Genomic DNA, 23,112 nt, shown 5'->3' with positions numbered 1-23,112 from the left:
GTGACCGCCCGCTACGAGTGGCTCACGCGGATCCGCGCGACCCGCCCCGAGGAGATCGCCGCGGCCGCCGCACGCCGGCAGCGCCGCCGGATGCCGGGACCCGACGAGCGGCTGCTGATCATCGCCGCCGACCATCCGGCCAGGGGCGCCCTGTCCGTACGCGACCGCCCGCTGGCCATGGGCAGCCGCCACGACCTGCTCGACCGCCTCCAGGCGGCCCTGGCCCGGCCCGGCGTGGACGGCATCCTCGCCTCCCCCGACGTCCTGGAGGACCTGCTGCTGCTGGGCGCGCTGGAGGGCAAGCTGGCCTTCGGCTCGATGAACCGGGGCGGCCTGCAGGGCTCGGTGTTCGAGCTGGACGACCGGTTCACCGGCTTCGACCCCGAGGCCATCGACACGATGCGCCTCGACGGCGGCAAGATGTTGTGCCGCATCGACCCCGGCGACCACGCGACGGCCGCCACCCTGGAGTCGTGCGCCCACGCGGTGACCGGGCTGGCCCGCAGGCGGCTGGTGGCCATGGTGGAGCCGTTCTGGGCGGCGCGCTCGGAGTCCGGCGTGCTGCGCAACGACCTGTCCCCCGACGCGGTGATCCGCTCGATCAGCGTCGCCCAGGCGCTCGGCGCCACCTCGGCCCACACCTGGCTGAAGATCCCCGTGGTGGCCGAGATGGAGCGGGTGATGGCCGCGACCACGCTGCCCACCCTGCTCCTCGGCGGCGACCCGCCCGACATCGGCACGGCCTACGCCGACTGGCACCGCGCGCTGGCCCTGCCCGGCGTGCTCGGCCTGGTCGTCGGCCGCGCCCTGCTCTACCCATCCGACGACGACGTGGCGACGGCGGTGGACGGCGCCGCCGCCCTGGTACGAGAGGCACACACATGACCTACCTGCCCTACGGCAAGGCCGCCGGCGGCCCCTGGTCGGTGGAGATCACCCCCTCGCTGGCCGGCTGGACCTACTCCGGGCTGCGCGTGGCGGACCTGACCGGCACGCCGCTGTCGTTCGGCACCGGAGAGGAGGAGATGATCGTCCTTCCGCTGTCGGGGTCGTGCACGGTCGAGGTCGGCGGTGAGACGTTCGTGCTGGCCGGGCGCGGGTCGGTGTTCGAGGGGCCGAGCGACTTCGCGTACCTGCCGATCGGCGTCCAGGTCACGCTGAGCGGCGCGGGACGCGTCGCGCTGCCGTCGGCCCGCGCGACCCGGTCGCTGCCACCGCGCCACGTGCCCGCGTCCCGGGTGCCGGTGGAGATCAGGGGCGCGGGGCAGGCCAGCCGGCAGGTGAACAACTTCTGCGCCCCAGGCGTGTTCGACTGCGACAAGCTCATGGCCGTCGAGGTGCTGACCCCGGGCGGCAACTGGTCGTCCTACCCGCCGCACAAGCACGACACCCCGAACCCGGGCGAGGCCGTGCTGGAGGAGGTCTACTACTTCGAGGTCGCCGGCGACGGGCCCGGCTACCAGCGTGTCTACTCCTCCGAGCGGGGGCAGGTGGACACGCTGGCCGAGGTCTCCTCCGGCGACGTCGTGCTGGTGCCCTACGGCTACCACGGGCCGTCCATGGCCGCCCCCGGCTACGACCTGTACTACCTCAACGTGCTGGCGGGGCCGGCGGAGGAGCGTTCGATGGCGTTCTGCGACGATCCCCGTCACGCCTGGATCCGCTCCTCCTGGACGGGCCAGGACGTCGACCCGAGACTGCCGTTCGGAGGGCACGCATGATCCGGTTGACCGTCGCGCAGGCCGTCGTGCGCTTCCTGGCCGCCCAGTGGAGCGAGCGCGACGGCGAGGAGCGCCGCTTCTTCGGCGGCTGCTTCGGCATCTTCGGCCACGGCAACGTCGCCGGGCTCGGCCAGGCGCTGGCCACCGCGGGCGACGACCTGCCCTACTACCTGGCCCGCAACGAGCAGGCCATGGTGCACACGGCCGCCGCCTACGCCCGGGCCGCCGACCGGCTGGCCACGCTGGCCTGCACGACGTCGATCGGCCCCGGCGCGACCAACATGATCACCGGTGCGGCCGGCGCGACGATCAACCGGCTGCCCGTGCTGCTGCTGCCCGGCGACGTCTTCTCCACCCGTGCCGCCAACCCGGTGCTCCAGGAGCTGGAGGACCCTCGTTCGTACGACATCTCGGTCAACGACTGCTTCAAGCCGGTCTCGCGGTACTGGGACCGGATCAACCGCCCCGAACAGCTCCCGTCCGCGCTGACGGCGGCCATGCGGGTGCTCACCGACCCGGTCGAGACCGGCGCGGTGACGCTGGCGCTGCCGCAGGACGTGCAGGCCGAGGCGTACGACTGGCCCGAGGAGCTGTTCGCCCGCCGGGTGTGGCACGTGCCGCGCCCGCGCCCCGAACGCGCCGCGCTGGCCAGGGCGGCCGAGGTGATCAGGACGGCGGCCCGCCCGCTGATCGTCTCGGGCGGCGGGACGATCTACAGCCGGGCCACCGCCGAACTGGCCGCCTTCGCCGAAGCGCACGGCATCCCGGTCGCCGAGACCCAGGCCGGCAAGGGATCGCTGCCGCACGGCCATCCGCTGGCGGTGGGCGCGGTGGGCGCGACCGGCACCACCGCCGCCAACACGCTGGCCCGCGAGGCCGACGTGATCATCGGGGTCGGCACCCGCTACAGCGACTTCACCACGGCGTCGAGGTCGCTCTTCGCCGCGGACGCCAGGTTCGTCAACGTCAACGTCGCCGCCTTCGACGCCGCCAAGCTGTCGGGCCTGCAACTGGTCGCCGACGCCCGCGAATGCCTGACCGACCTGGTCGCGGCCGTCGCCGGCCGGCGCTCCGACGACGCCTGGACGGCCAGGGCCGCCGCGCTCTCCCGGGAGTGGGACGCGCAGGTGGACCGGGCGTACGCGCTCGACGGCTCCCCGCTGTCGCAGGCGGCGATCATCGGCGCCGTGAACGCGGCGGCGGGCCGGGACGGCGTCGTGGTGTGCGCGGCCGGTTCCATGCCGGGCGACCTGCACAAGTTGTGGCGGCCGAGCGGCCCCGGCGGCTACCACGTCGAGTACGGCAACTCCTGCATGGGCTACGAGATCGCGGGCGGCGTCGGCGTCAAGCTGGCCGCGCCGGAGCGCGAGGTGTTCGTCCTGGTGGGCGACGGGTCGTACCTGATGATGGCGCAGGAGCTGGTCACGGCGGTCGCCGAGGGCGTCAAGCTGGTCGTCGTCCTGGTGGACAACTCGGGTTTCGCCTCCATCGGGCGGTTGTCGGAGAGCGTGGGGGCGCGCCGCCTGGGCACGTCCTACGTCTCCCGTACGGGCGGCCCGCTGCCGGTGGACCTGGCCGCCAACGCCGCCAGCCTGGGCGCGGCCGTGCTGCGTCCGGAATCGCTGGCCGACCTGCGCAAGGCCCTGGAGGAGGCGCGCTCGTCCGGCGAGACGACCGTCGTGCACGTGCGCACCGACCCCATGGCCGACGACGTCCCCTCCTCGCAGGCGTGGTGGGACGTGCCCGTGGCCGGGGTGGGCGCGCCGGCCGAGCGGGCGGCGTACGAGGAGGCCAAGCGGTCGCAGCGCGCGCACCTGAGCCCGCCGTCCTGACCAGGGTTGCCCTCGATCACCGCCGGGAAGGCCACTGACCAGGCACGATCGGGGGGTGGACATGAGGCCGTGGCGGGTGCTGGGGTGGATCGCGATCATCGCGGTCGCCTTCTTCTGCCTCTATCACCTGCGCACGGTCGTCATGTCCGTGATCATCGGCGTCTTCCTCACGGCGCTGCTGCATCCACCGGCCCGCTGGCTCACCTCCCGCGGGCTCGGCCCGGCGCTGGCCACCACGATCGTCTTCGTCGGCGGCCTGCTGCTGGCCGGCGCGCTGATCGCGCTGCTGGTGCCGCCCACGGTCGACAGCCTGAGCGAGATGCGCACCAGCCTGGGCAAGGCGCTCGGCGACCTGCACGGCCTGGCCGCCCGGTTCGGGCTCGACGACCAGCGGCTGCTCGCCCAGGCCAGGGACTACGTGTCCAAGCAGGGCAAACAGATCACCAGCGGCGCCATCGCCGGGGTCAGGACGGCCGGCGAGATCGTCGTCGGCGCGGTGCTGGCGGTCATCCTGTCGGTGTACTTCGTGCACGGCGGCGAGCGGCTGTTCGCCTGGATAGTCGATCTGATGCCCGACGCGGCGAAGACGCGCTGCCACGACACCGGCGTGCTGATCTTCGGCGTGATCGGGCGCTACATCCGCGGCGTGGCGATCGTCGGCGTGGTCGACGGCTTCTTCATCGGGCTCGCGTTGTGGATCCTCGGCGTGCCGATCGCGCTGCCGCTGGCCGTGCTGACGTTCGTGGGGGCGTTCCTGCCGGTGGTGGGGGCGTTCATGGCCGGGCTGCTGGCCGCGGTGGTGGCGCTCGTGGCCAAGGGGTGGCTGGTGGCGCTGATCGTGGTCGCGGTGACGGTGGCGGTGCAGCAGCTCGAAGGGCACGTGCTGGCGCCACAGGTCTACGGCAAGGCGCTCGACCTGCCGGGAGCGGTCATCCTGATCGCGATCACGGTGGGCAGCGTGATCGCCGGCATCACCGGGGCGTTCCTGGCCGCGCCGGTGACCTCGGTGCTCGTCGCGCTGCTGCGGCGGCCGCGCCCGCACCTGATCACTCCCGGGCCGAGCTGACCGCCTCCAGCTCCTCGCGCGACCACTGGATGCGGCCTTCCCGCAGGTCGGCGATGACGGCGCGGAGCCAGCGGGCCTCGGCCGCCGTCACCTCGCGCAGGTACTCGGACTCCAGCATCGTGATGCGCGGCAGGTCCTGCTCGGCCGACAGGCTCGACTCCAGCTCGGCCAGCGTCTGCTCCACGGCCGTCGCCCGCCGCTCCAGCGCGTCGGCCAGCACGCCGGGCGGGAGCAGCATCGCGTTCGACAGCGCGGCCGGGAACTGCGGGAACTCCTGTCTGGGACGGCTGAGCATGTCGTCGAGCCACACGTCGAGCCGCTCGCGCCCGGCGTCGGTGAGCTCGTAGACCGTGCGCTCGGGGTACTGCTGGTCGCGGCCGGTCTCCCTGACCCTGAGCAGCCCGGCCTCCCCCAGCCGCTCGATCGTGCGGTAGAGCCCGGCCCGCTGGCCGACGTTGACGACCTGGTCCTTGCCCCACTGCTTGAGCAGGCGCTGCATGCCGTACGCGTGCAGGGGCCGGGACCGCAGCAGGGCCAGCACGGTGAGGGCGAGCGGCGAGCCGCGGTCGAGAGCCATGACCCTCATCATAGCCGCACGACAACTAGTTGACTTGAGACTAGTTGCAATGCAACTATCTCCTCATGACCACAGCAGACCGCCCAGAGGGCGTCATGACCGAGATCCCCGTGCTGATCGTCGGCGGCGGCTACGCCGGGCTCACCGCCGCCCTGTTCCTGTCCCACCACGGGGTGCCCTGCGTGCTCGTCGACCGCCACCCCGGCGTGTCGCTCCTGGGCAGGGCACGCGGCATCACCCCGCGCACGATGGAGATCTACCGGCCGCTCGGCCTGGAGCAGGCCGTCAAGGAGGCCGGGCGGCCCTTCGACGAGGAAGGGGGCGTGGCCCGCTGCGCGACGCTGGCCGGCGAATGGCAGTGGATCTTCGAGGGCGGCTCCTCCCGGGCGATGCCCGAGCTGACCGCGGGCGAGTACGGCATGGCCGACCAGAGCACGGTCGAGCCGATCCTCGCCGAGGCCGCTCGCGCCCGCGGCGCCGACCTGCGCTTCGACACCATATGCAGGTCGATCGAGCCCGACGCGGACGGCGTCACGGTGGCGACCGAGGACGCCCGCACCGGCGAGCGCCGGACCCTGCGCGCCCGCTACCTGATCGCCGCCGACGGCTACCGCGGCACGATCAGGGAGCGGCTGGGCATCGCCCGCGAAGGGCTCGGCGTCCTGCGCGCCTACCAGTCCTTCGTCTTCAGGGCCGACCTGTCGGAGCTGATCACCAAGCGGGCGCTGTTCTGGATCCTCGGCGCGCCCGGCGGGACGGCCTCGGGCGCGATGGTCTCCCACGCGCTGCCGGACCACTGGGGCATGGCCCTGACGTACGACCCCGCCACCGAGTCGCCGGACGACTTCACCGACGAGCGGCTGGCCGCCTCGGCCAAGGAGCTGATCGGCCGCGACGTGCCCCTGGAGATCGTCAGCAAGGCCGCGTGGGAAGAGGCGGTGGGCGTCGCCACCCGCTACCGCGAGGGCCGGGTCTTCCTGGTCGGCGACGCGGCGCATGTCTGGCCGCCGGCCGGCGGGCTGGGCGCCAACTCGGCCGTCCAGGACACGCACAACCTGGCCTGGAAGCTGGCCGCCGTGCTGGCCGGCCGGGCCTCCGACGCGCTGCTCGACACCTACGAGGCCGAGCGCCGCCCGGTGGCCCTGGAACTGGCCGACCTGACCGTGCGCAGCCAGGCGGCCAGGTTCGGCCCCAACCCCGAGGACGACCCGCTGGACCACGTCCTGGCGATCCTGGGGCAGCGCTACCGCTCGTCGGCCATGGTCGGCGCCGCCCACGAGACGGTGTTCGGCGACTCGGCAGCCCAGGGCGCCCGTCCCGGCACCCGCGCCCCGCACCTGTGGCTCGACCGCGACGGCGTGCGCATCGGCGTCCACGACCTGTTCCACGACGCCTTCGTCCTGCTGTGCGGCCCCGGCGGCGCGGACTGGGCGCGGGCCGCCGGGCCCGGCGTGCGGGTGCACCAGGTGGGCGGCGACGTGCTCGACGTCGAGGACGCCTGGGCCGAACGCTACGGCGAGGCCACCGCCGTCCTGGTCCGCCCCGACGGCTACGTGGCCTGGCGGACCGAAGGACCGGCGGTCGAGGGCGAGGTCGGCCGGGCGCTCGACCAGGTGCTCGGAAGGGTCATCATGTGAGCCATGCGATGGATCACGTTCGACTGCTTCGGCACCCTCGTCGACTGGCGGCACGGCATCGGCACCAGCCTTGAGCTGATCGCGCCCGGCAGGAAGGAGGAGCTGCTGACGGCGTACCTGCGGCACGAGAGCGCCGTCGAGGCCGAGACGCCACGGGCCCGCTACCGGGACGTCATGGCCGAGGCGCTGCGCCGCGCCTGCGCCGGAGCCGGAGTCCCGCTGCACGACGACGACGCCTCGGTGCTGGCCGCCACGCTGCCCTACTGGCCGGTGTACGCCGAGGTCGGGGAGGAGCTGTCGGCCCTGCGCGCGGCGGGCCGGCGGCTGGCGCTGCTGACCAACTGCGACCGCGACCTGATCGCCCAGACGCTGCGGCGGCTGCCCGTGCCGTTCGACGCGGTGGTGACCGCCGAGGACGCCGGGGCCTACAAACCGGACGAGGCGCACTTCGAGCACTTCAGGAGGGCGCACGAGCCGGCCGAGTGGGTGCACGTGGCGCAGAGCCACTTCCACGACATGATCCCGGCCGAGCGGCTGGGCGTGCGCCGGGTGTGGATCAACCGGCACGGCGAGCGGCCCGCCGGGCGCGAGGTCGTCCGGGTGGTCCTGCCCGACCTCCGCGGCCTGCTCGCGGCCGTCGAACGGGCGTGACGGCGGCGCCGGGGCCGTACCGCGGCGGGCCTAGCGGGGTTTCTCCAGGATCTCGGCGACGCCTTCGAGGAAGGAGTCGACGTCGGCGATCAGGTAGCCGGCGCGCAGCAGCACGGTCGAGAACCGGGCCTCGCGCACCTCCTGGGCGGTCACCGCGAACTCGGTCGTGCCGCGCAGGGTGGCCACGATGCGGTCGAGGAAGGCGTCGACCTCGTCCTCGTTGTAGCCGGTGCCCATGCGGCCGGGGCGGAAGGCCACCCGTTCGACGCGGGCCGCCTGGGTCTCGAACCACTCCTCGCGCAGCAGCTCCCCGGTCGGCTCGGCCATGGCGAGCCGTACCGGGCGCTTGGCCTGGGTCTCCAGGGCCACGACGAACGCCTCCAGCGCGAAGTCCACCGCCGTCTCGTGGTAGCCGCCGCGCTTGGCGCGGAAGGTCGCGGTGCGGACCTCGTCGGCGGTGACGGGCTCGACCGCGTGCGGGCCCCTGCCCAGGGTCGACTCGATGCGCGTGATCAGGGCGTCGACTTCCACGGGGTCATAGCCTGAACGCATACCCATGACGCGCGGAAAGCGGTTCAAGCCCACTCCTCCTGAGATGTGCCGGGGGCTTCTCCATTGTGAGGCCCTTTTTCACGGTGAGGCCCCTTTCAGCGGTGAGGCTCTTTATCACGGCCCTGCGCCCTGACATATACCGTTACAGCACCATGCGACTGTTACAGGTCTCTTTTCGCTACCGAAGACGTCAGCCCTTCGTCCTGGAAGAGGCCGACGCGCAGCTCGCGCCGGGCGACGCGATCGAGCTAACCGGGGTCAACGGGGCAGGGAAGTCCACGCTGCTGCGGCTCCTCGCGGGGCTCGCGCGGCCGACGCGGGGCCGCATCGCCGACCGTCCCGGCGTCGTGGGCTTCGCCCCCGACCGCTTCCCGACGGCCCAGCCGTTCACGGTGACGTCCTACCTGACGCGCATGGCGTCCGTACGCGGCGGCGCCCGATGGCGGCCCTGGGCCGAACGCCTGAACATGGGTCATCTCCTCGGCCTGCCGCTCGGCGAGCTGTCCAAGGGCAGCGCGCACAAGGTCGGCCTGGTCCAGGCCCTGATGGCCGCCCCCGGCCTGCTGATCCTGGACGAGCCCTTCGCCGGCCTGGACGCCGACGCCCGCGAGACGCTGCCGGCCATCGTCACCGAGGTCGCCGGACGCGGGGGCATCGTCGTCGCCAGCGACCACCAGGGCGGCCTGCGCGGCCTTCCCGGGCTGCGCTCGTGGTCGCTCGTGGACGGCCGCCTCAAGGAGGCCATCCCCGCGACCCCCGTGGCCCCCGCGTCGTCTGTGCCTCCCGCGACGCACGCTTCGGAACGCCCGCTGGCCACCGTGGCGGTCACGCTGCCCGCCGACGAGCTCCCGCGCTTCCTGACCAGGATGCGCGACCAGGGCTACCGGACCTCCGCCCTCGACCACCCCCATACGCCCGAGGAGCCCGGATGATCGCCCTGGCCGTCTTCCGGCTGGCCGCCTATGTGCGGTCGCACCGCGTTCATCAGGCGCTCCTGCTCACCCTCGCCATGCTGGCGATCGTCTACGGCAGCCGCGCCCCCAAGGGCACGGAGGCCGCCGTGCTGGCCGACGGCGCCGTCCTGATCATCCCCATCCTGGCCTGGGCCACGCGGAGCCTCCTGGACACCGAGCCCGACCGGCAGCGCGAGCTGTCGGCGGTCACCGCGGGCGGGCGCGGCAAGGAGGTGGCCGCGGGGCTCGTGGCGAGCCTGGTCGCCTGCGCGGTGCTGGCCGCCGTCGGCCTGGCGTGGGCCGTCCTGCTCGGCCTGAGCGAGCGCCCCGGCCGGGACGTGCTCGGCGCGGCCCTCGTCCTGCACGCCCTGGCGGTGCTCGCCGGGACGGCGCTCGGCGCGCTCACCAGCCGGGCCGTGCTGCGCTCACCCGCGGTCTCGATCATGTCGCTGGTGCTCGGGTACCTGGTGATGCTGCTGCTCAGCGCGTCCCCCGCGTACTGGCTGACGGTTCCGCTGGTGGTCTGGATGCGTGCGGCCGGCGGCGGCGAGCTGCTCGACCAGCTGCCCCAACTGTCCGCGATCTCCCTGGTGTGGTGCCTGGCGGGACTCGCCTTGTATGCCTGGAGGCGCCGTAGGGTAGGTTAGTAAGCGTTCACTCACCTCTGAGGAGGCACGGTGAAGGTGATCTGCCTGGGTGACAGCATCACCCGCGGACAGGTGAGCGTCGACTATGTGGCCATGCTGCGCGACCGGCTGCCCGGCGCGACGGTGATCAACGCGGGCGTCAACTACGAGCCGTCGTCCGAGCTGCTCAAGCGTCTCGACGACGTCGTGCGGCAGGATCCGGACGTGGTCACCGTGCTCGTCGGCACCAACGACGCCAACGCCACCTTGAGCGAGAAGCGGGCCAGGGCCCTGCGCAGGCGCTGGAAGCTCGCCGAGACCCCCACGGCGGCCGCGTACGCCGCCGATCTGACGGCCATCGCCGCCCGCCTGCAGAACGAGACCATGGCCCGCGTGGCGCTGCTGTCCCCGCCGGTCATCGGCGAGGACCTGGACTCCGTCCCGGTGCGCCGCACCCAGGAGTTCGCCGAGATCGTCAGGACGGTCGCCGCCGAGCAAGGCGTGACCTACCTGCCGCTCAACGAGCGCATGACCGCCGACCTGAAGGGCACCTCGCCCCGCACCCACTACCGCCCCGAGAGCAACCAGGCGCAGACCGCCGCGATGCAGCACTTCCTGCTCGGCCGCAGCCTGGACGCCATCTCCAGCAGCCGCGGCCTGCGGCTCACCACCGACACCGTGCACCTCAACAGCCGGGGCGCGGCCATGATCGCTGACCTGGTCGAGACCTTCGCCGCCCGCTCGACCGCCACGAGATAGACCGGAGCCGCCCCGAGCCAGGGCGGGCGCCGTCACGAGATAGACCGGCGGCGCCACGAGACAGGGCGGGCGCCGTCACGAGACAGGCCCGCAGCACCCCAAGACAGTCCGGCGGCGACCGCCACCTTGCTCGGCGGTCGCCGGTGCTCGGCGGTCGCCGGTTACTCGGCCGCGGCGAGCTGGCCGCAGGCGCCGTCGATCTCGCGGCCCCGGGTGTCGCGCACGGTCACCGGCACCCCGTGGAACTCCAGCCGGCGCACGAACGCCCGCTCGTCCTCCGGCCGGGACGCCGTCCACTTGGAGCCGGGCGTGGGGTTGAGCGGGATCAGGTTGACGTGCACGAGCTTGTTCCTGACCAGCTTGCCGAGCAGGTCGGCCCGCCACTCCTGGTCGTTGACGTCCTTGATCAGGGCGTACTCGATGGAGATGCGGCGCTTGGTCTTGGCCGCGTACGACCAGGCCGCGTCGAGGACCTCGGCCACCTTCCAGCGCGTGTTGATCGGGACGAGGGTGTCGCGCAGTTCGTCGTCGGGCGCGTGCAGGGACAGCGCGAGCGTGACCGGCAGCCCCTCCTCGGCGAGCTTGCCGATGGCGGGCACCAGCCCCACGGTGGAGACCGTGACCCCGCGCGCGGAGATGCCGAGACCGTGCGGCGCGGGCTCGACCATGCGGCGCACGGCGCCGATCACCTGCTTGTAGTTGGCCAGCGGCTCGCCCATGCCCATGAAGACGATGTTGCTGACCCGGCCGGGCCCGCCCGGCACCTCGCCCGCCGCCAGCGCGCGGGCGCCGGCGACCACCTGCTCGACGATCTCGGCGGTGGACATGTTCCGGGTCAGGCCCGCCTGGCCGGTGGCGCAGAACGGGCAGTTCATGCCACAGCCGGCCTGCGACGACACGCACATCGTGACCCGCTCGGGATAGCGCATGAGCACCGACTCGACCAGCGCGCCGTCGAACAGCCGCCACAGGGTCTTGCGGGTCGTGCCGCCGTCGGTGGTCAGCTCCTTGACCGGCGTGAGCAGCGTCGGCAGCAGCGCCGACAGCTTGTCGCGGGCCGCCGCGGACAGATCGGTCATCTCGGCGACGTCGGCGGTGTGGCGCTCGAAGTAGTGGCGCGAGAGCTGGTCGGCGCGGAACGCCTTCTCCCCCAGCTCGGTGACCGCGGCCCGGCGCTCGGCCATGGACAGGTCCGCCAGGTGCCGCGCGGGCTTGGCCCGTCGCGGTGCGACGAAGGTGAGCTGGCCTGGCTGCTGGGACACGTTCCTGCCTTTGCTTGGGGGGACTTCCTGGGACTCTGCTCGGACTTCCGGGATTTCTCACCGGCCAGGTTAGTGAACGCCTGCCGCGAAGGAGGCATTCCTGATCACGGTACGGCTCGCGTCAGGGTCACCGCCCGATCTACAGTCATCTCGTATGGCGATTTTCCGGTCGGCATCTGGCGAGGGTGGCACCGAGGTCGTCCTCGCCGCGGGTAACCCCTACGGCAGCCGCACGCTCGTGGTCGAGCGGGACGAGGACTCCTCGGTAGCTTACCTGTGCTCGCCCGAGGGCGCCGTCCACGGAGCCGTCTGGCTGGCCAACCATCGGCCGGCCCCGGCCGTGGTCGACCTGGCCCGGATCAACTCCGGCCTGCCCCCGCTGATGCCCAGGGCCAACACCACGCACCCCGAGGGCCGCAGGCCGCTCGGCCAGTTGTCCGCCCTGTGGTTCGAGGAGGGCGACGGCGTCGCCCTCTACGAGGACGACGACCTGCTCGCGGTCATCCCCGGCTGGGCCGACATGAGCAGGGGCATGCCCGGCTACGCGCGTGACGCCGTGGGCGAGTCGCCGTTCGCGTGGGCGCTGTCGGAGGCGCTGGAAGGGCTGCGGCCGCGCATCTCCAACGCCACGTCCTACTGGCGCTGGCGGCACGGCGAGGGGTCGTGGCCGTCGTTCCAGCAGTTCGTCATGGGCCATCTCGACCGGGTGCTCGGCCCGGCCGGCCGCTACTGGGACGCCAGCGGCGAGCGCCTGCCCACCGTCGGCATCACCGAACGGCCCCCGTACGAGGGCCGCGAGCCGACCGTGCTGTCCACGGTGGGGATGAGCTGCCAGCGCATGCCCACGGTCGAGCAGTGGATCGACCGCCCCGACGCCTACGCCCGCATCGAGCTGGCCGTGGCCACCCACGACGACCCCAGGGACGCGGCGCTGCTGCTGGTGTGGCTGGCCCAGTATCCGTGGCACTCGGTGACCTGGCTCGGCCACGGGCACACGGCGAAGTGGTACCACGAGCCCTCGACGTTCCCGCTGGGGTCGCAGTACTCGGGGGTGCTCATGCGGGCCGACCCGCCCGACATGCCGGACATGTCGGGGTTCGCGTTCGGCGGGGAGGCCGTCCGGTGGTTGTGGCTCACCCCCGTCACGACGGAGGCGCTAGAGGAACAGCGTCAGTAGCAGCCAGACCGGCACCAGCGTGGTCACCAGCGAGTCGAGGCGGTCCATCAGGCCGCCGTGCCCCGGCAGGATCGTGCCGAGGTCCTTGATGCCGAGATCCCGCTTGATCATCGACTCGATGAGGTCGCCCACGGTCGCCAGCAGCGCCGCCAGCGCCCCGATCAGCGCGCCCAGCCAGAGCGGGCCGTCCAGCAGCCACGTCACCAGCCAGCCGCCGACCAGCGTGCAGGCGATCACCGACCCGGCGAAGCCCTCCCAGGTCTTCTTCGGGCTGATGACCGTCATCTTGTGCCTGCCGAACAGCACACCCGCGACGTATCCGCCGATGTCGCTGGCCACCGTCACCGCGATGAAGATCAGCACCCGGTCGCGGCCGTCGTGCGGCGCCAGCAGCAACGCCGCGAACGCCGCCAGCATCGCCGGGTAGAACAACGTGAACACCGAGGCCGTGCCGTCGCGCACGTAGCCGTCGGTGCCGTCGCTGAACATCCGCCAGACCAGCAGCACGAACGCGAACACCGCGAACGTCCCCAGCAACCAGAACGGCCCGCCCCAGTACGCCCCGGCCTGCATCGCCACCAGCCCCGCGAGCACCGGGACGGCCGGGACCTTGATCCCGCGCGTGGCGAACGCCTTGGTCAGCTCCAGCACGCCCACGCCGACGCACACCACGATCACCAGGAGGAAGAGCTCCTTGATCGTGTAGAGGGTACCGAGGACCAGCGCACCCAGCCCCACACCCACCGCGATCGCGGCCGGCAGGTTCCTTCCGGTACGGCTGCCGCCGTCGGGGCCGGTGCCGGCCGTACGTTCTTCCACAGACACTCTCCATAGCCACGGCCCCCGCCTTCCGGCGAGGGCCGCGAGGCGTGCCGCTCAGACTTCGAGCAGCTCGGCTTCCTTGTGCTTGAGCAGCTCGTCGATCTTGGCGACGTGCTTCTGGGTGAGGTCGTCGAGTTCCTTCTCCGCGCGACGGACCTCGTCCTCGCCCGCGTCGCCGTCCTTGATCATCTTGTCGAGGGCCTCCTTGGCCGTACGACGGATGTTGCGGATCGACACCTTGGCGTGCTCGCCCTTGTTCTTGGCGACCTTGATGTACTCCTTGCGGCGCTCCTCGGACAGCTCCGGGAACGTCACGCGGATCACGTCGCCGGTGTTGGTCGGGTTGACGCCGAGGTCGGAGTCGCGGATGGCCTTCTCGATCGCGCCCATCGCGCTCTTGTCGAAGGGCTGGATGATGACCATGCGCGCCTCGGGCAGGTGGAACGAGGCCAACTGCTGGACCGGCGTCGGAGTGCCGTAGTACTCCGCATTGATCTTGTTGAACATCGCGGGGGTGACCCGGCCGGTCCGGATGGTCGCGAAGTCTTCCTTCGCGACCGAGACGGCCTTGTCCATCTTTTCCTCGGCTTCGAGGAGGGTTTCGTCGATCACAGCGGCTCCCTGTCTACTAGCTGGCGGTGTCGGGCTAGCTCCCTCATTTGCCTGCGGGACTCACCAGCGTGCCGATTTTCTCACCGCGTACCGCTCGCAGGATGTTGCCCTCGCCCATCAGGTCGAAGACCACGATCGGCAGATCGTTGTCCTTGCACAGGCTGATCGCGGTCGCGTCCATGACCGCGAGGTCGCGCAGCAGCACCTCGCCGTAGTCAAGATGGTCGAACCGGACCGCGTCGGGGTTCTTGCGCGGGTCGGAGTCGTAGATCCCGTCGACCTGCGTGCCCTTGAGCAGCGCCTCGGCGCCGATCTCCAGGGCCCGCTGCGACGCCGCGGTGTCGGTGGAGAAGTACGGCGAGCCGAGACCCGCCCCGAAGATGACCACGCGGCCCTTCTCCAGGTGCCTGATCGCGCGGCGCGGCAGGAAGGGCTCGGCGACCTGCTGCATGGTGATGGCGGTCTGGACGCGGGTCTCGACGCCGCGCCTCTCCAGGAAGTCCTGGAGCGCCAGGCAGTTGATCACCGTGCCGAGCATGCCCATGTAGTCGGCCCTGGCACGGTCGATGCCGCCCTGGGACAGGGTGGCGCCGCGGAACATGTTCCCCCCGCCGACCACGACCGCGACCTGCACGCCCTCGCGCACGGCCTCGGTGATCGAGTCGGCCAGGTGGTCGACGACGGCCGGGTCGATGCCCAGCGGGTCGTCTCCGGCGAACGCCTCGCCTGACAGCTTCAACATCACCCGCTTCCACCTCAGTGGACCCTGCGGGCTGGGTGATGAGGAAGCCGCCGTCCGTGTGGATTCGTGGGCTGACTCCCGGTGGTCCTGCACGGCGGCGGCCTCCTTCATTGGGTGGAACTCTGGGCAGGCAGTTCGCTCAAGCCTAAGCCTGGCCGACCTTGAATCGGACGAAGGCGAGCACCTCGACGCCGTTCTCCTCGGCGTACTTGCCCACGCTCTTCTTGTTGTCCTTCACGAAGGCCTGCTGGACCAGGGTGAAGTCCTTGTACCAGCCGTTGACGCGACCCTCGACGATCTTGCCGATGGCGGCCTCGGGCTTGCCCTCCTCGCGGGTCATCTCCTCGAAGAGCTTGCGCTCCTTCTCGACGACCTCGGCGGGGACGGACTCGGCCTTGAGGTACTGCGGGGCCATCGCCGCGGCGTGCTGGGCGATGTCCTTGGCGACCTCGGCGTTCGGCTTGTCGAGCTGCACGAGCACGCCGACCGCCGGCGGCAGCGCCGGGTCCGTCTTGTGCATGTACGAGCCGATGTAGCCGCCCTCAAGCACGGCGAAGCGGCGGATCTCGATCTTCTCACCGAGCGCGGCGTTGGCCTCGTCCAGGTGCTCCTTGACGGTCTTGCCGTCGAAGGAGGAGTCGAGCAGCGTCGCCACGTCGGCGGGCTTGCTGGCCAGGATGTGCGCGACCACACCGGCGGCCAGCTCCTGGAAGCGCTCGCCCTTGGCCACGAAGTCGGTCTCGCAGTTGAGCTCGAGAAGAGCGGCGGAGGAGTCGCTGTCCTGCTGGAGCGCGACGAGGCCGTTGGAGGCCGTACGGGCCTCGCGCTTGCCCACGTCCTTGGCGCCCTTGAGGCGAAGGAGCTCGATGGCGCGGTCGAAGTCGCCTTCGGACTCCTCAAGCGCCTTCTTGCAGTCCATCATGCCGGCAGCGGTGATCTCGCGAAGCCGCTTGACGTCGGCCATGTTCACGGAAGCCATTGCTCTTATTCCTTGTGGGATTTCGTCGTCGTCGTGGATCGGAGTGGACGCCCTGGGCGCCCGCCCCTGGTCGGTACGGCTGGCGCGTGCCGCACCAGGGCCTTGTCGTGCGCGGGTCGTGCGTTCTGCCTCGGTCTTGCGCGGTGTTGCCTGGTCTTGCGCGGTGTTGCGCGGTCCCAAGCGGTGGTGCCGGTCGTGCCAGGTTGTGCCGGGACGGTCATGCCTGGGTCAGGTGCGGAGAGCACCCTTGCACCGGGCTCCCACCCGACCAGCCGAGCACCTATCCGTTTCACCTGACTGGCCCGGCCTTCGCCTGGCCCGTCCAGCCCTTTCGGCTTCCGCCTGACCGGCCCGGCATTCGCCTGGCCTGCCCGGCTTCCGCCAGGACCTTCGCTCGTACCTGGGCTTGGTCTGGGCTCGGGTTTCGTCCGGCCTGGGCTCGGACTCCGCTCGGGCCCGGGCTTTCGCCCAGGTCTCCGCTCAGCAGGACGGGCTCCGCCGGTGGAGCTCCGCTCCGCCTCGCTCGGCATACTGCCCAGCCAGGCTCGGCTTATCGCTCCGGCCCGATGGTCATCCACCTCGGCTCACCGCCTCGGTTTCCGATGCCCGGCCCTGGCTCACCGCCCGAACCTGATCGCCACCCTGCCTTGACTTATCGCCTCGGCGGGGTGCCGTCCTGTCCGGCTTGCCGTCCCGGCTCGGCCGTTTGCTCAGTCGAGACGCGTACCTTGCCCAACCAAGCCTCAGCCCGCACAGGACCTCGGCCTTGCCCTTCACAACCTCGGCCCGCGCAGGACCTCGGTTCCGCTCACCCTCGATCGGCCGGCTGCCCGCCCCGCACCGCGGTCGATGACGACCTGCGGCGCGGAGCCGGCGCCTGTGCCGTGCCCGGCCTCACGACCGGACCCGGCGGCCGTGTCTCAGGCCTGCGGCTCGGACTCGGGGGTCGCGTCGGCAGCCGGAGCGGCCTCGGCGGCGGGCGCCTCCTCGGCCGGAGCCTCGGCAGCGGGGGCCTCCTCGGCGGCGGCCTCGGGCGCAGCCTCAGGGGCGGCCTCGGCAGCCTGGCCCTGGCCCTGCTCGATGAGCTCGCGCTCCCACTCGGCCAGCGGCTCGGCGGCGGCCGGCTTCTCGTCACCGCGGGCGGCGCCGGAGCGAGCCATCAGACCGGCGGCGACACCGTCGGCGACGACCCTGGTGAGCAGGCCGACGGCGCGGATGGCGTCGTCGTTGCCCGGGATCGGGTAGTCGACCTCGTCGGGGTCGCAGTTGGTGTCGAGGATCGCGACGACCGGGATGCCAAGCTTCTTGGCCTCGCTGATCGCGATGTGCTCCTTCTTCGTGTCCACGACCCACACCGCGCTGGGCACGCGGCCCATGTCACGGATGCCGCCGAGCGTGCGCTCGAGCTTGTCCTTCTCGCGACGGCGCATGAGGAGCTCCTTCTTGGTGAGCCCCGAGCCGGCGACGTTGTCGAAGTCGAGCTCCTCGAGCTCCTTCAGACGCTGAAGCCTCTTGTGCACGGTGGAGAAGTTGGTGAGCATGCCGCCCAGCCAGCGCTGGTTCACGTACGGCATGCCGACCCGCGCGGCCTGCTCGGAGATGGCCTCCTGAGCCTGCTTCTTGGTGCCGATGAACAGGATCGTGCCGCCGTGGGCGACGGTCTCCTTGACGAAGTCGTAGGCACGGTCGATGTACGACAGCGACTTCTGCAGGTCGATGATGTAGATGCCGTTGCGCTCGGTGAAGATGAAGCGCTTCATCTTCGGGTTCCACCGGCGGGTCTGGTGGCCGAAGTGAACGCCGCTCTCGAGCAGCTGTCGCATGGTGACGACGGGGGCCATGTGATGGTCCTCCAGGTCTGGGCGCCCTGCGGATGGGCGCAGTTCTCGGTTGTGCCGCGGCAGCGCGTTGTCTACCGCCCTGATGCCCCAAAACCGCTCCAGCCGGGCCGAGGCCCGGACCGAGGGTGCGGTCCGCAACGGGGCATGCGAAGTCGGCCTGTTGCCACAGGCCATCGAAAAGTCTACCTCCCACACCGCCCCAGGCTGACCGTCGGAGGTCAAACCGACATACCGGGTACGGCTCACCCCACATCGTGGTCCTCCGTGGGCAACCCGGGCGACGTCCTGGGGGCCACCGGGAAGAGGTTGATCTGCGCCTCCGCGATCCTGGCCCCGCTCGGCGCGTCCTCCTGGCTGCGCTGGCGAGCGATGTACGGCTCCAGGAGCTTCTCGATCTCCTGGCTCAGCCGTCCCAGCTCGCTCGCGTCGACCCTGATCCGGGTGCGGCTGAAGCGCGTCGCGTCGCGCCATTCGTCCGTGTCGTGCTCGATGCTGGCCAGGGCCCGGTCGGCCTCGTCACCGGCCTCCTTGCGGAACGCCTTGATCAACAGGGTCTTGGCGTCACGGACCTCCGGCTGGTCGTCCGGAAGCACTCCCACGCTGAACGGCTTGTGCGTCGATCTCCACAGCCGTTCGCGCCCGTCCCCTCTGGGCGGGGCGTCCTCGACGAAGCCGTACTTGGCCAGCATGCGCAGGTGATAGCTGGCGGCGCTGGGTGTGATCCCCGCGATCTCGGCCACCTCGGTCGCGGTGGCACTGCCCTCCACGCCGAGCCGGTTGAGGATCAACAGCCTCGCCGGGTGAGCCAGCGCCCGCATCATCTTGGGATCGCTGAGCCCCTCCATGTCCTGCGTCATGTGCCAAAGGTACCCGGCGAGAGATGTGAAGCATTCCCTTTACAACTCCGAAGGGATCCCTTCATACTTATGAAGTCTTCCTTTCACATCTCCCGTCCCGCCGCTATCCGTCCCTTCCGAACCACCACCCGCACCGCTCTCGGTGCCCTCCGAACCCACCACCCGCACCGCTATCCCTCCCCTCCGAACCACCACCCGCACCGCTCTTCGTCTCCTCCGAAGCCACCACCTGCACCGGCTGGTAACCGCCCGCCATCACCAGCGCTCCTCCCGAGCCGCGCCCGGCCGGCGCCCCTGCAAGCCCCGCCCCCACCCGAACTCGCCACCGGAGACCTCCAGCATGGAGACGACGCCCCCACTCCCCCTTCGCAAACAGCGCGACTACCGCCTGCTGTGGAGCGCCCGCACGATCTCGATCACCGGCTCGGAGGTCTCCAAGCTGGCCGTCCCGCTGACCGCCATCACGCTGCTGACCGCCTCACCCGTCGAGATGGGGCTGCTGACCGCCGCCGCCCCGCTGCCCGCCCTGCTGTTCGGCCTCCAGTCGGGCGCCATCGCCGACCGCCTCACCCGGCACCGCCCGCTGATGATCGCCTGCGAACTCGTCTCCTGCGCCGCCGCCGCCACCGTCCCGCTGGCCTGGCTGCTCGGTGTCCTCACCGTGCCCTGGCTGATCATCGTGGCCCTGGTCATCGGTACGGCCGGCGTCATCTTCAAATCCGCCAACTTCCCCTACACAGCCGCGGTCGTGGCCCCGTCGCAGCGCACCGAGGCCATGGCCGGTTTCCAAGCCTCGTACTCGGTGGCCTCCGTGAGCGGCCCCGGCCTGGCCGGCATCCTGGTCCAGACGCTCACCGCGCCGTTCGCCGTACTGGCCGAGGCGCTGTCCTTCCTCGCCTCCGCCCTCCTGCTCCGCTCGATCCGCACTCCGGAGCACAACGAGCCCACCCTCTCGTCCGGCATGTGGCGCGACATCGTCGAGGGCCTGCGAACCAGCCTCACCCACCCGACGCTCCGAGCCGTCCTGGGCGCCGGCGTGACGATCAACTTCTTCGCCATGGCGTACATCGCCGTCTACATGCTCTACATGGTCAACACGCTCGACATCCCCAAGGGAATGATCGGCTTCCTCACGGCACTGAGCGGCGCGGGCGGGCTCCTGGGCGCCTGGCTCACCTCCCGCCTGTCCAAGCGCTACGGCGAGAACCGCATCCTGCTCGTCTCGGTCCTGTTCTTCCCGCTGGACATCCTCGCCGTCGGCCTCCTGACCGGCCCGCTCTGGGTGAAGCTCACCGTCCTGGGCCTGACGGGCGTCATGACCGGCGTCATCGTGGTCGCCTTCGCCACCTGCATGGGCGTGATCACCCTCCGCGACGCCCCCACCGCCCTCCGCGGCCGCGTGAACGCCACCATGACCTTCGCCGTACAGGGCGTCCTGGCCGTCGGGGGCCTGACAGGCGGCGTACTGGCCGAGTTCATGGGCCTGCGTCCGGTGATCCTTCTGAGCGCGGCGGGCATCGCCCTGAGCAGCCTTTGGATCTGGCTCTCCCCCCTACGCCCCAACCGCCCTCAGATCTCCCACACCCCGCCCCCTCCCCCGTACGACCCCACTCCCCAGACACTGAAGAACCTGATCGAATCCAAGCGCCACTCAGCCATCTAGCCACTCCCACTCCCCCAGATCCCGCACCGCGCCCGCCCAACGCCTCGCTCCCGCCACCACCACCATCCCGCGTCCCGCTCCCGCCACCGCTACGAGCCCGCGTCCCGCTCCCGCCACCACCGCGACCCCAGCCCCCACCGCTCACGGCCCCTAGGCATCGCGCGAGTTGTCCACAGGAGGCTCCCCACCGCTTCCTCCGTCCACAGAATCCCGCTCGCCTCGACCTCCGCGGGTCGCTCCCGGCAAGACTCCCCGCCATGCCCCCTCGTCCACGCCTCCCCGCCCTGTCCCCTCGCTCAGCACCACCACCGCCGCGACCATGCACGCAGAACGTGGCCCGCCGTGCCGTGATCTCCCTGGTGGTGCTCGCGACGGCGATCATGCTCATGACCATCGCCACCCCGGCTCCACTGCTGGCGAAGGCCGCACCACCTGCCTGGCGCTGGCCACTCGACGGCAACCCCCGCATCCTGCGCCGCTTCGCCCCGCCCGCCGCACCGTGGCTGGCCGGACACCGCGGCATGGACCTGGCCGCCTCCGCGGACACGCCCGTCCTGGCCGCAGGCTCAGGCACCGTCCGCTACGCAGGTCCAGTAGGCGGAAGAGGAGTCGTCACGATCGACCACCCAGGCGGCCTCCGAACGACGTACCTGCCGATCAGCGCATCGGTGAAGCGGGGTGAGCCGGTCACGATGGGCAGCCGTCTGGGGGTCGTACAAGCCGTACACGGCCACTGCCAGGAGTCATGCCTGCACTGGGGCCTGATCCAAAGCGCCCGCTACCTGGACCCACTCCTCCTCCTGGGCCACGCCCCCATCCGCCTCCTCCCCATCTGGCCTACGACGGCCCCGCCCCCGATCACCCCACCCCTACTCCCCCCGGCCTCCAAACCACCCACCGAAGCACTTCTGGCCAATCCCCCCGTACCTTCCGAAGCGCTCTCCGCCGTCCCCCTCGAACCCTCCGAAGCGCCCCACGCCGTCCCCGTCGAACGCTCCGAGGCCCCGCTTGATGTTCCCCTCAATCTCTCGCAAGGCTTTGCACTCATCACCTCGCCCCCATCCGCCCTCCCTCGGCTCACCAGCCTGTCCGCCGCCCTCTACCGCCCGTCTCCGCCACTGAACCCGCCTCCCCCGCTGGCACGGAACCTGCTCCTCAATGCCCCCGTGCCTCCTCCGCCCCCGCTTCTCGTCCCACTCCCCGCGCCCCTGCTCACAGCCCTCGCACCCCAGGACTCATCCTCGGACGCACGGAAGGCGCTCCCATCCCCCTACTCCACAGTCCTGCAGGCAATTGCCCTCGCCTCAGAGCCGAACCCCGAGCCCCCGCTCACCACCCCTGAAGTCACCCCCTCCCACCCGGAGATTCGCTCCAGCGACCTTCCCGTCCGCAACGAATCAGCCAGAGCTCGCGAGCAGCGCCATGAGCCAACTCGCGGCCCCGCCAGGCCCCTAGCAACCGTCCTCCGGCTCCTGACACATGCGGCTTCGCTGTCAGCAGCCCCAGCGATCGGACTGGGCACCCTCCTCGGCGTCGCCCTCCTGATCACAGCCCTACGCCGCCGCCGACGCCCCCACAAGCACTACGGCTCAAGAACCGGCCAACACCGCAAACCCCCAACGGAAGGGGTGCACAGACGTCCCAACCCACCCTCACGACGCTCCTGATGCCCTCGAAACCGCCTCCAAAGACTCACTCTTCAATCCCCCAAACCCACACGACAACCGAAGAGCTGCAAGCTCCCGACGAGAGCCCCACAACGACCCCCCGTATCAATCCATAAATTCCTTCAAGGCAACCAAGATGCCCATTCACCACCGCTGGATGAAACACGACCGGCAACGCCGTAGGTCAGCCCAGTCGCCGCATGGCCATCGTTCCCCTGTAGCGAGACGCTTCTCTCCACCGCAAGAGGAAGCTCGTCCAGCAGGGGGCGCACCAAGCAGGAACTCACTCGAGCGAGGGCTGGCCCCTCGCCGGGCTCGCTCGGGCGAGGCTGTCCCCTCGCCGGAGCCGAGCATTCCCCGGTGGAGCGCGAGACTCGCCCTGGTAGTGGCTAGATCTGCGCCAGATCCTGCACCCCCTGGTGGGGCGGGAGACTCCCGGGCGGCGGCTGGGCCCTGGCGGGAAACCACGCCCGCGAGTACGCCCTCCAAGACTGGAGTGGCTTCTTCCTCTACCGTCCGCGCCGCTTCCGTACCCGGTCCTTCGTTCCCGGCTCCTCCTCAAAGCGGGCCGGCTGCAAAGGCGTCCTGCTGTGGGATACCGTCCGCGCCCCTCCCGTGCGCGGTCCTTCGTGCCCCGCTCCTCCGCGAAGCGGGCCGGCTACAGAGGCGTCCTGCTGTGGGATGACGGCAGGTGATCCGGAACGTCCGGCGAACCAGCGCCAGCCAGCAGTTCCAGACCCTCAACCAAGCCGCTGTTCGTCACCCACGTCCCCGCGCGCCCGTCTCCCGCGCGCCTCTGTCCGGTAGAGCAACCATCGGTTAGGTGGGTCGCCGCCGCTCTCGCTCCACCGTGGATCCATCACGGCCCGCGCGGCAGGAACATGCTCGTCGCATCATTGCCTCTCGCCTCTCCACATGCCTCGCGCATCGACGCCGTTCCCGTGTCGTCGCGCCATCGGGTGCTCAGGACGACGTGGCCTTCAAGTCTTGGGCCGTTGGCGTCGGTACGAGAACTGCTCAGCACGCAAATGCGCAGCACGCCCGAACGCGTCGTGCTGCGTCGCCTGGGGGCTCTGCCGGGCCGTCTGCCCTTGTAGGCGCTGGTTCGACGGCTTG

At 71.1% G+C, this 23,112-nt stretch carries 21 protein-coding genes; 12 read left to right on the top strand and 9 right to left on the bottom strand.

From position 1 onward, the window contains the following. From AB0J71_RS28905 to AB0J71_RS28890, 4 genes are all read left to right on the top strand, one after another. Positions 1-885: a deoxyribose-phosphate aldolase gene (locus AB0J71_RS28905; RefSeq protein ID WP_352323816.1), complete on the top strand. Its 885-nt coding sequence runs from the start codon at positions 1-3 to the stop codon at positions 883-885. Next, the gene (gene iolB / locus AB0J71_RS28900) at positions 882-1,721 is read left to right on the top strand and encodes a 5-deoxy-glucuronate isomerase (RefSeq protein ID WP_352323812.1); all 840 of its coding nucleotides are present in this window, start codon (positions 882-884) and stop codon (positions 1,719-1,721) included. The genes AB0J71_RS28905 and iolB overlap by 4 nt, the downstream gene beginning before the upstream one ends. After that, positions 1,718-3,553: a 3D-(3,5/4)-trihydroxycyclohexane-1,2-dione acylhydrolase (decyclizing) gene (iolD, locus tag AB0J71_RS28895; RefSeq protein ID WP_364416906.1), complete on the top strand. Its 1,836-nt coding sequence runs from the start codon at positions 1,718-1,720 to the stop codon at positions 3,551-3,553. The genes iolB and iolD overlap by 4 nt, the downstream gene beginning before the upstream one ends. A 61-nt stretch (positions 3,554-3,614) precedes the next feature. Continuing rightward, positions 3,615-4,619, top strand: a complete 1,005-nt coding sequence (locus AB0J71_RS28890) for an AI-2E family transporter (protein WP_352323815.1) — start codon at positions 3,615-3,617, stop codon at positions 4,617-4,619. Here the strand turns inward: AB0J71_RS28890 and AB0J71_RS28885 are convergent. Continuing rightward, positions 4,600-5,196 (bottom strand): PadR family transcriptional regulator, encoded by a 597-nt coding sequence (locus tag AB0J71_RS28885; protein WP_352323810.1) that lies wholly within the window; start codon positions 5,194-5,196, stop codon positions 4,600-4,602. The two genes, AB0J71_RS28890 and AB0J71_RS28885, sit on opposite strands and share 20 nt — an antisense overlap. 65 nt (positions 5,197-5,261) lie before the next feature. On the opposite strand from AB0J71_RS28885, the gene AB0J71_RS28880 reads away from it, so the two are divergent. Both AB0J71_RS28880 and AB0J71_RS28875 read left to right on the top strand, forming a co-directional pair. Beyond that, the gene (locus tag AB0J71_RS28880) at positions 5,262-6,833 is read left to right on the top strand and encodes an FAD-dependent monooxygenase (RefSeq protein WP_364416904.1); all 1,572 of its coding nucleotides are present in this window, start codon (positions 5,262-5,264) and stop codon (positions 6,831-6,833) included. 3 nt (positions 6,834-6,836) lie between these two features. Next, positions 6,837-7,484, top strand: a complete 648-nt coding sequence (locus tag AB0J71_RS28875) for an HAD-IA family hydrolase (RefSeq protein WP_352323808.1) — start codon at positions 6,837-6,839, stop codon at positions 7,482-7,484. A 30-nt stretch (positions 7,485-7,514) separates the two neighbouring features. On the opposite strand, the gene AB0J71_RS28870 is transcribed toward AB0J71_RS28875, so the two are convergent. Next, the gene (locus AB0J71_RS28870; RefSeq protein ID WP_352323807.1) at positions 7,515-8,015 is read right to left on the bottom strand and encodes a DivIVA domain-containing protein; all 501 of its coding nucleotides are present in this window, start codon (positions 8,013-8,015) and stop codon (positions 7,515-7,517) included. Positions 8,016-8,188: 173 nt separating this feature from the next. On the opposite strand from AB0J71_RS28870, the gene AB0J71_RS28865 reads away from it, so the two are divergent. Genes AB0J71_RS28865 through AB0J71_RS28855 form a run of 3 tightly spaced genes read left to right on the top strand, consistent with a single transcriptional unit; the run spans position 8,189 to position 10,374 of the window. Continuing rightward, positions 8,189-8,968, top strand: a complete 780-nt coding sequence (locus tag AB0J71_RS28865) for an ATP-binding cassette domain-containing protein (RefSeq protein WP_364416901.1) — start codon at positions 8,189-8,191, stop codon at positions 8,966-8,968. After that, the gene (locus AB0J71_RS28860) at positions 8,965-9,636 is read left to right on the top strand and encodes a hypothetical protein (protein ID WP_364416899.1); all 672 of its coding nucleotides are present in this window, start codon (positions 8,965-8,967) and stop codon (positions 9,634-9,636) included. The genes AB0J71_RS28865 and AB0J71_RS28860 overlap by 4 nt, the downstream gene beginning before the upstream one ends. A 30-nt stretch (positions 9,637-9,666) precedes the next feature. Continuing rightward, complete coding sequence (locus AB0J71_RS28855; protein WP_364416897.1) at positions 9,667-10,374, top strand: SGNH/GDSL hydrolase family protein; 708 nt, start codon at positions 9,667-9,669, stop codon at positions 10,372-10,374. 161 nt (positions 10,375-10,535) lie between these two features. On the opposite strand, the gene rlmN is transcribed toward AB0J71_RS28855, so the two are convergent. Then, the gene (rlmN, locus tag AB0J71_RS28850; protein WP_352323804.1) at positions 10,536-11,636 is read right to left on the bottom strand and encodes a 23S rRNA (adenine(2503)-C(2))-methyltransferase RlmN; all 1,101 of its coding nucleotides are present in this window, start codon (positions 11,634-11,636) and stop codon (positions 10,536-10,538) included. Positions 11,637-11,790: 154 nt separating this feature from the next. On the opposite strand from rlmN, the gene AB0J71_RS28845 reads away from it, so the two are divergent. Beyond that, complete coding sequence (locus AB0J71_RS28845; RefSeq protein WP_352323803.1) at positions 11,791-12,813, top strand: suppressor of fused domain protein; 1,023 nt, start codon at positions 11,791-11,793, stop codon at positions 12,811-12,813. Here the strand turns inward: AB0J71_RS28845 and AB0J71_RS28840 are convergent. The 6 genes from AB0J71_RS28840 to AB0J71_RS28815 form a co-directional block, all read right to left on the bottom strand. Further along, positions 12,793-13,632, bottom strand: coding sequence for a phosphatidate cytidylyltransferase (locus AB0J71_RS28840; RefSeq protein WP_352323802.1), 840 nt, complete (start codon positions 13,630-13,632; stop codon positions 12,793-12,795). The two genes, AB0J71_RS28845 and AB0J71_RS28840, sit on opposite strands and share 21 nt — an antisense overlap. 57 nt (positions 13,633-13,689) lie before the next feature. Then, positions 13,690-14,247, bottom strand: a complete 558-nt coding sequence (frr, locus tag AB0J71_RS28835; RefSeq protein WP_352323801.1) for a ribosome recycling factor — start codon at positions 14,245-14,247, stop codon at positions 13,690-13,692. A gap of 43 nt (positions 14,248-14,290) precedes the next feature. Then, a complete protein-coding gene (gene pyrH / locus AB0J71_RS28830) occupies positions 14,291-14,989 on the bottom strand; it encodes a UMP kinase (protein WP_352323800.1) in 699 nt (232 codons plus the stop codon). Positions 14,990-15,134: 145 nt separating this feature from the next. Further along, a complete protein-coding gene (gene tsf / locus AB0J71_RS28825) occupies positions 15,135-15,968 on the bottom strand; it encodes a translation elongation factor Ts (RefSeq protein ID WP_352323799.1) in 834 nt (277 codons plus the stop codon). A 920-nt stretch (positions 15,969-16,888) separates the two neighbouring features. Then, positions 16,889-17,809, bottom strand: coding sequence for a 30S ribosomal protein S2 (rpsB, locus tag AB0J71_RS28820; RefSeq protein ID WP_352323798.1), 921 nt, complete (start codon positions 17,807-17,809; stop codon positions 16,889-16,891). Between the two features lie 242 nt (positions 17,810-18,051). Further along, on the bottom strand, positions 18,052-18,666 hold the full coding sequence (locus tag AB0J71_RS28815; RefSeq protein WP_352323797.1) for a helix-turn-helix domain-containing protein: 615 nt from the start codon (positions 18,664-18,666) through the stop codon (positions 18,052-18,054). A 340-nt stretch (positions 18,667-19,006) separates the two neighbouring features. Between AB0J71_RS28815 and AB0J71_RS28810 the strand changes: the two genes are divergently transcribed. Then, complete coding sequence (locus AB0J71_RS28810; RefSeq protein ID WP_352323796.1) at positions 19,007-20,329, top strand: MFS transporter; 1,323 nt, start codon at positions 19,007-19,009, stop codon at positions 20,327-20,329. Positions 20,330-20,586: 257 nt separating this feature from the next. Next, entirely contained in the window at positions 20,587-21,996 is a 1,410-nt protein-coding gene (locus AB0J71_RS28805; RefSeq protein WP_352323795.1) for a peptidoglycan DD-metalloendopeptidase family protein, read from the top strand. Positions 21,997-23,112: the final 1,116 nt, after the last annotated feature.

It is taken from the genome of Nonomuraea sp. NPDC049637, from assembly GCF_040675235.1.
GTDB lineage: Bacteria > Actinomycetota > Actinomycetes > Streptosporangiales > Streptosporangiaceae > Nonomuraea.
This window is presented reverse-complemented; position numbering and strand designations above follow the sequence as displayed.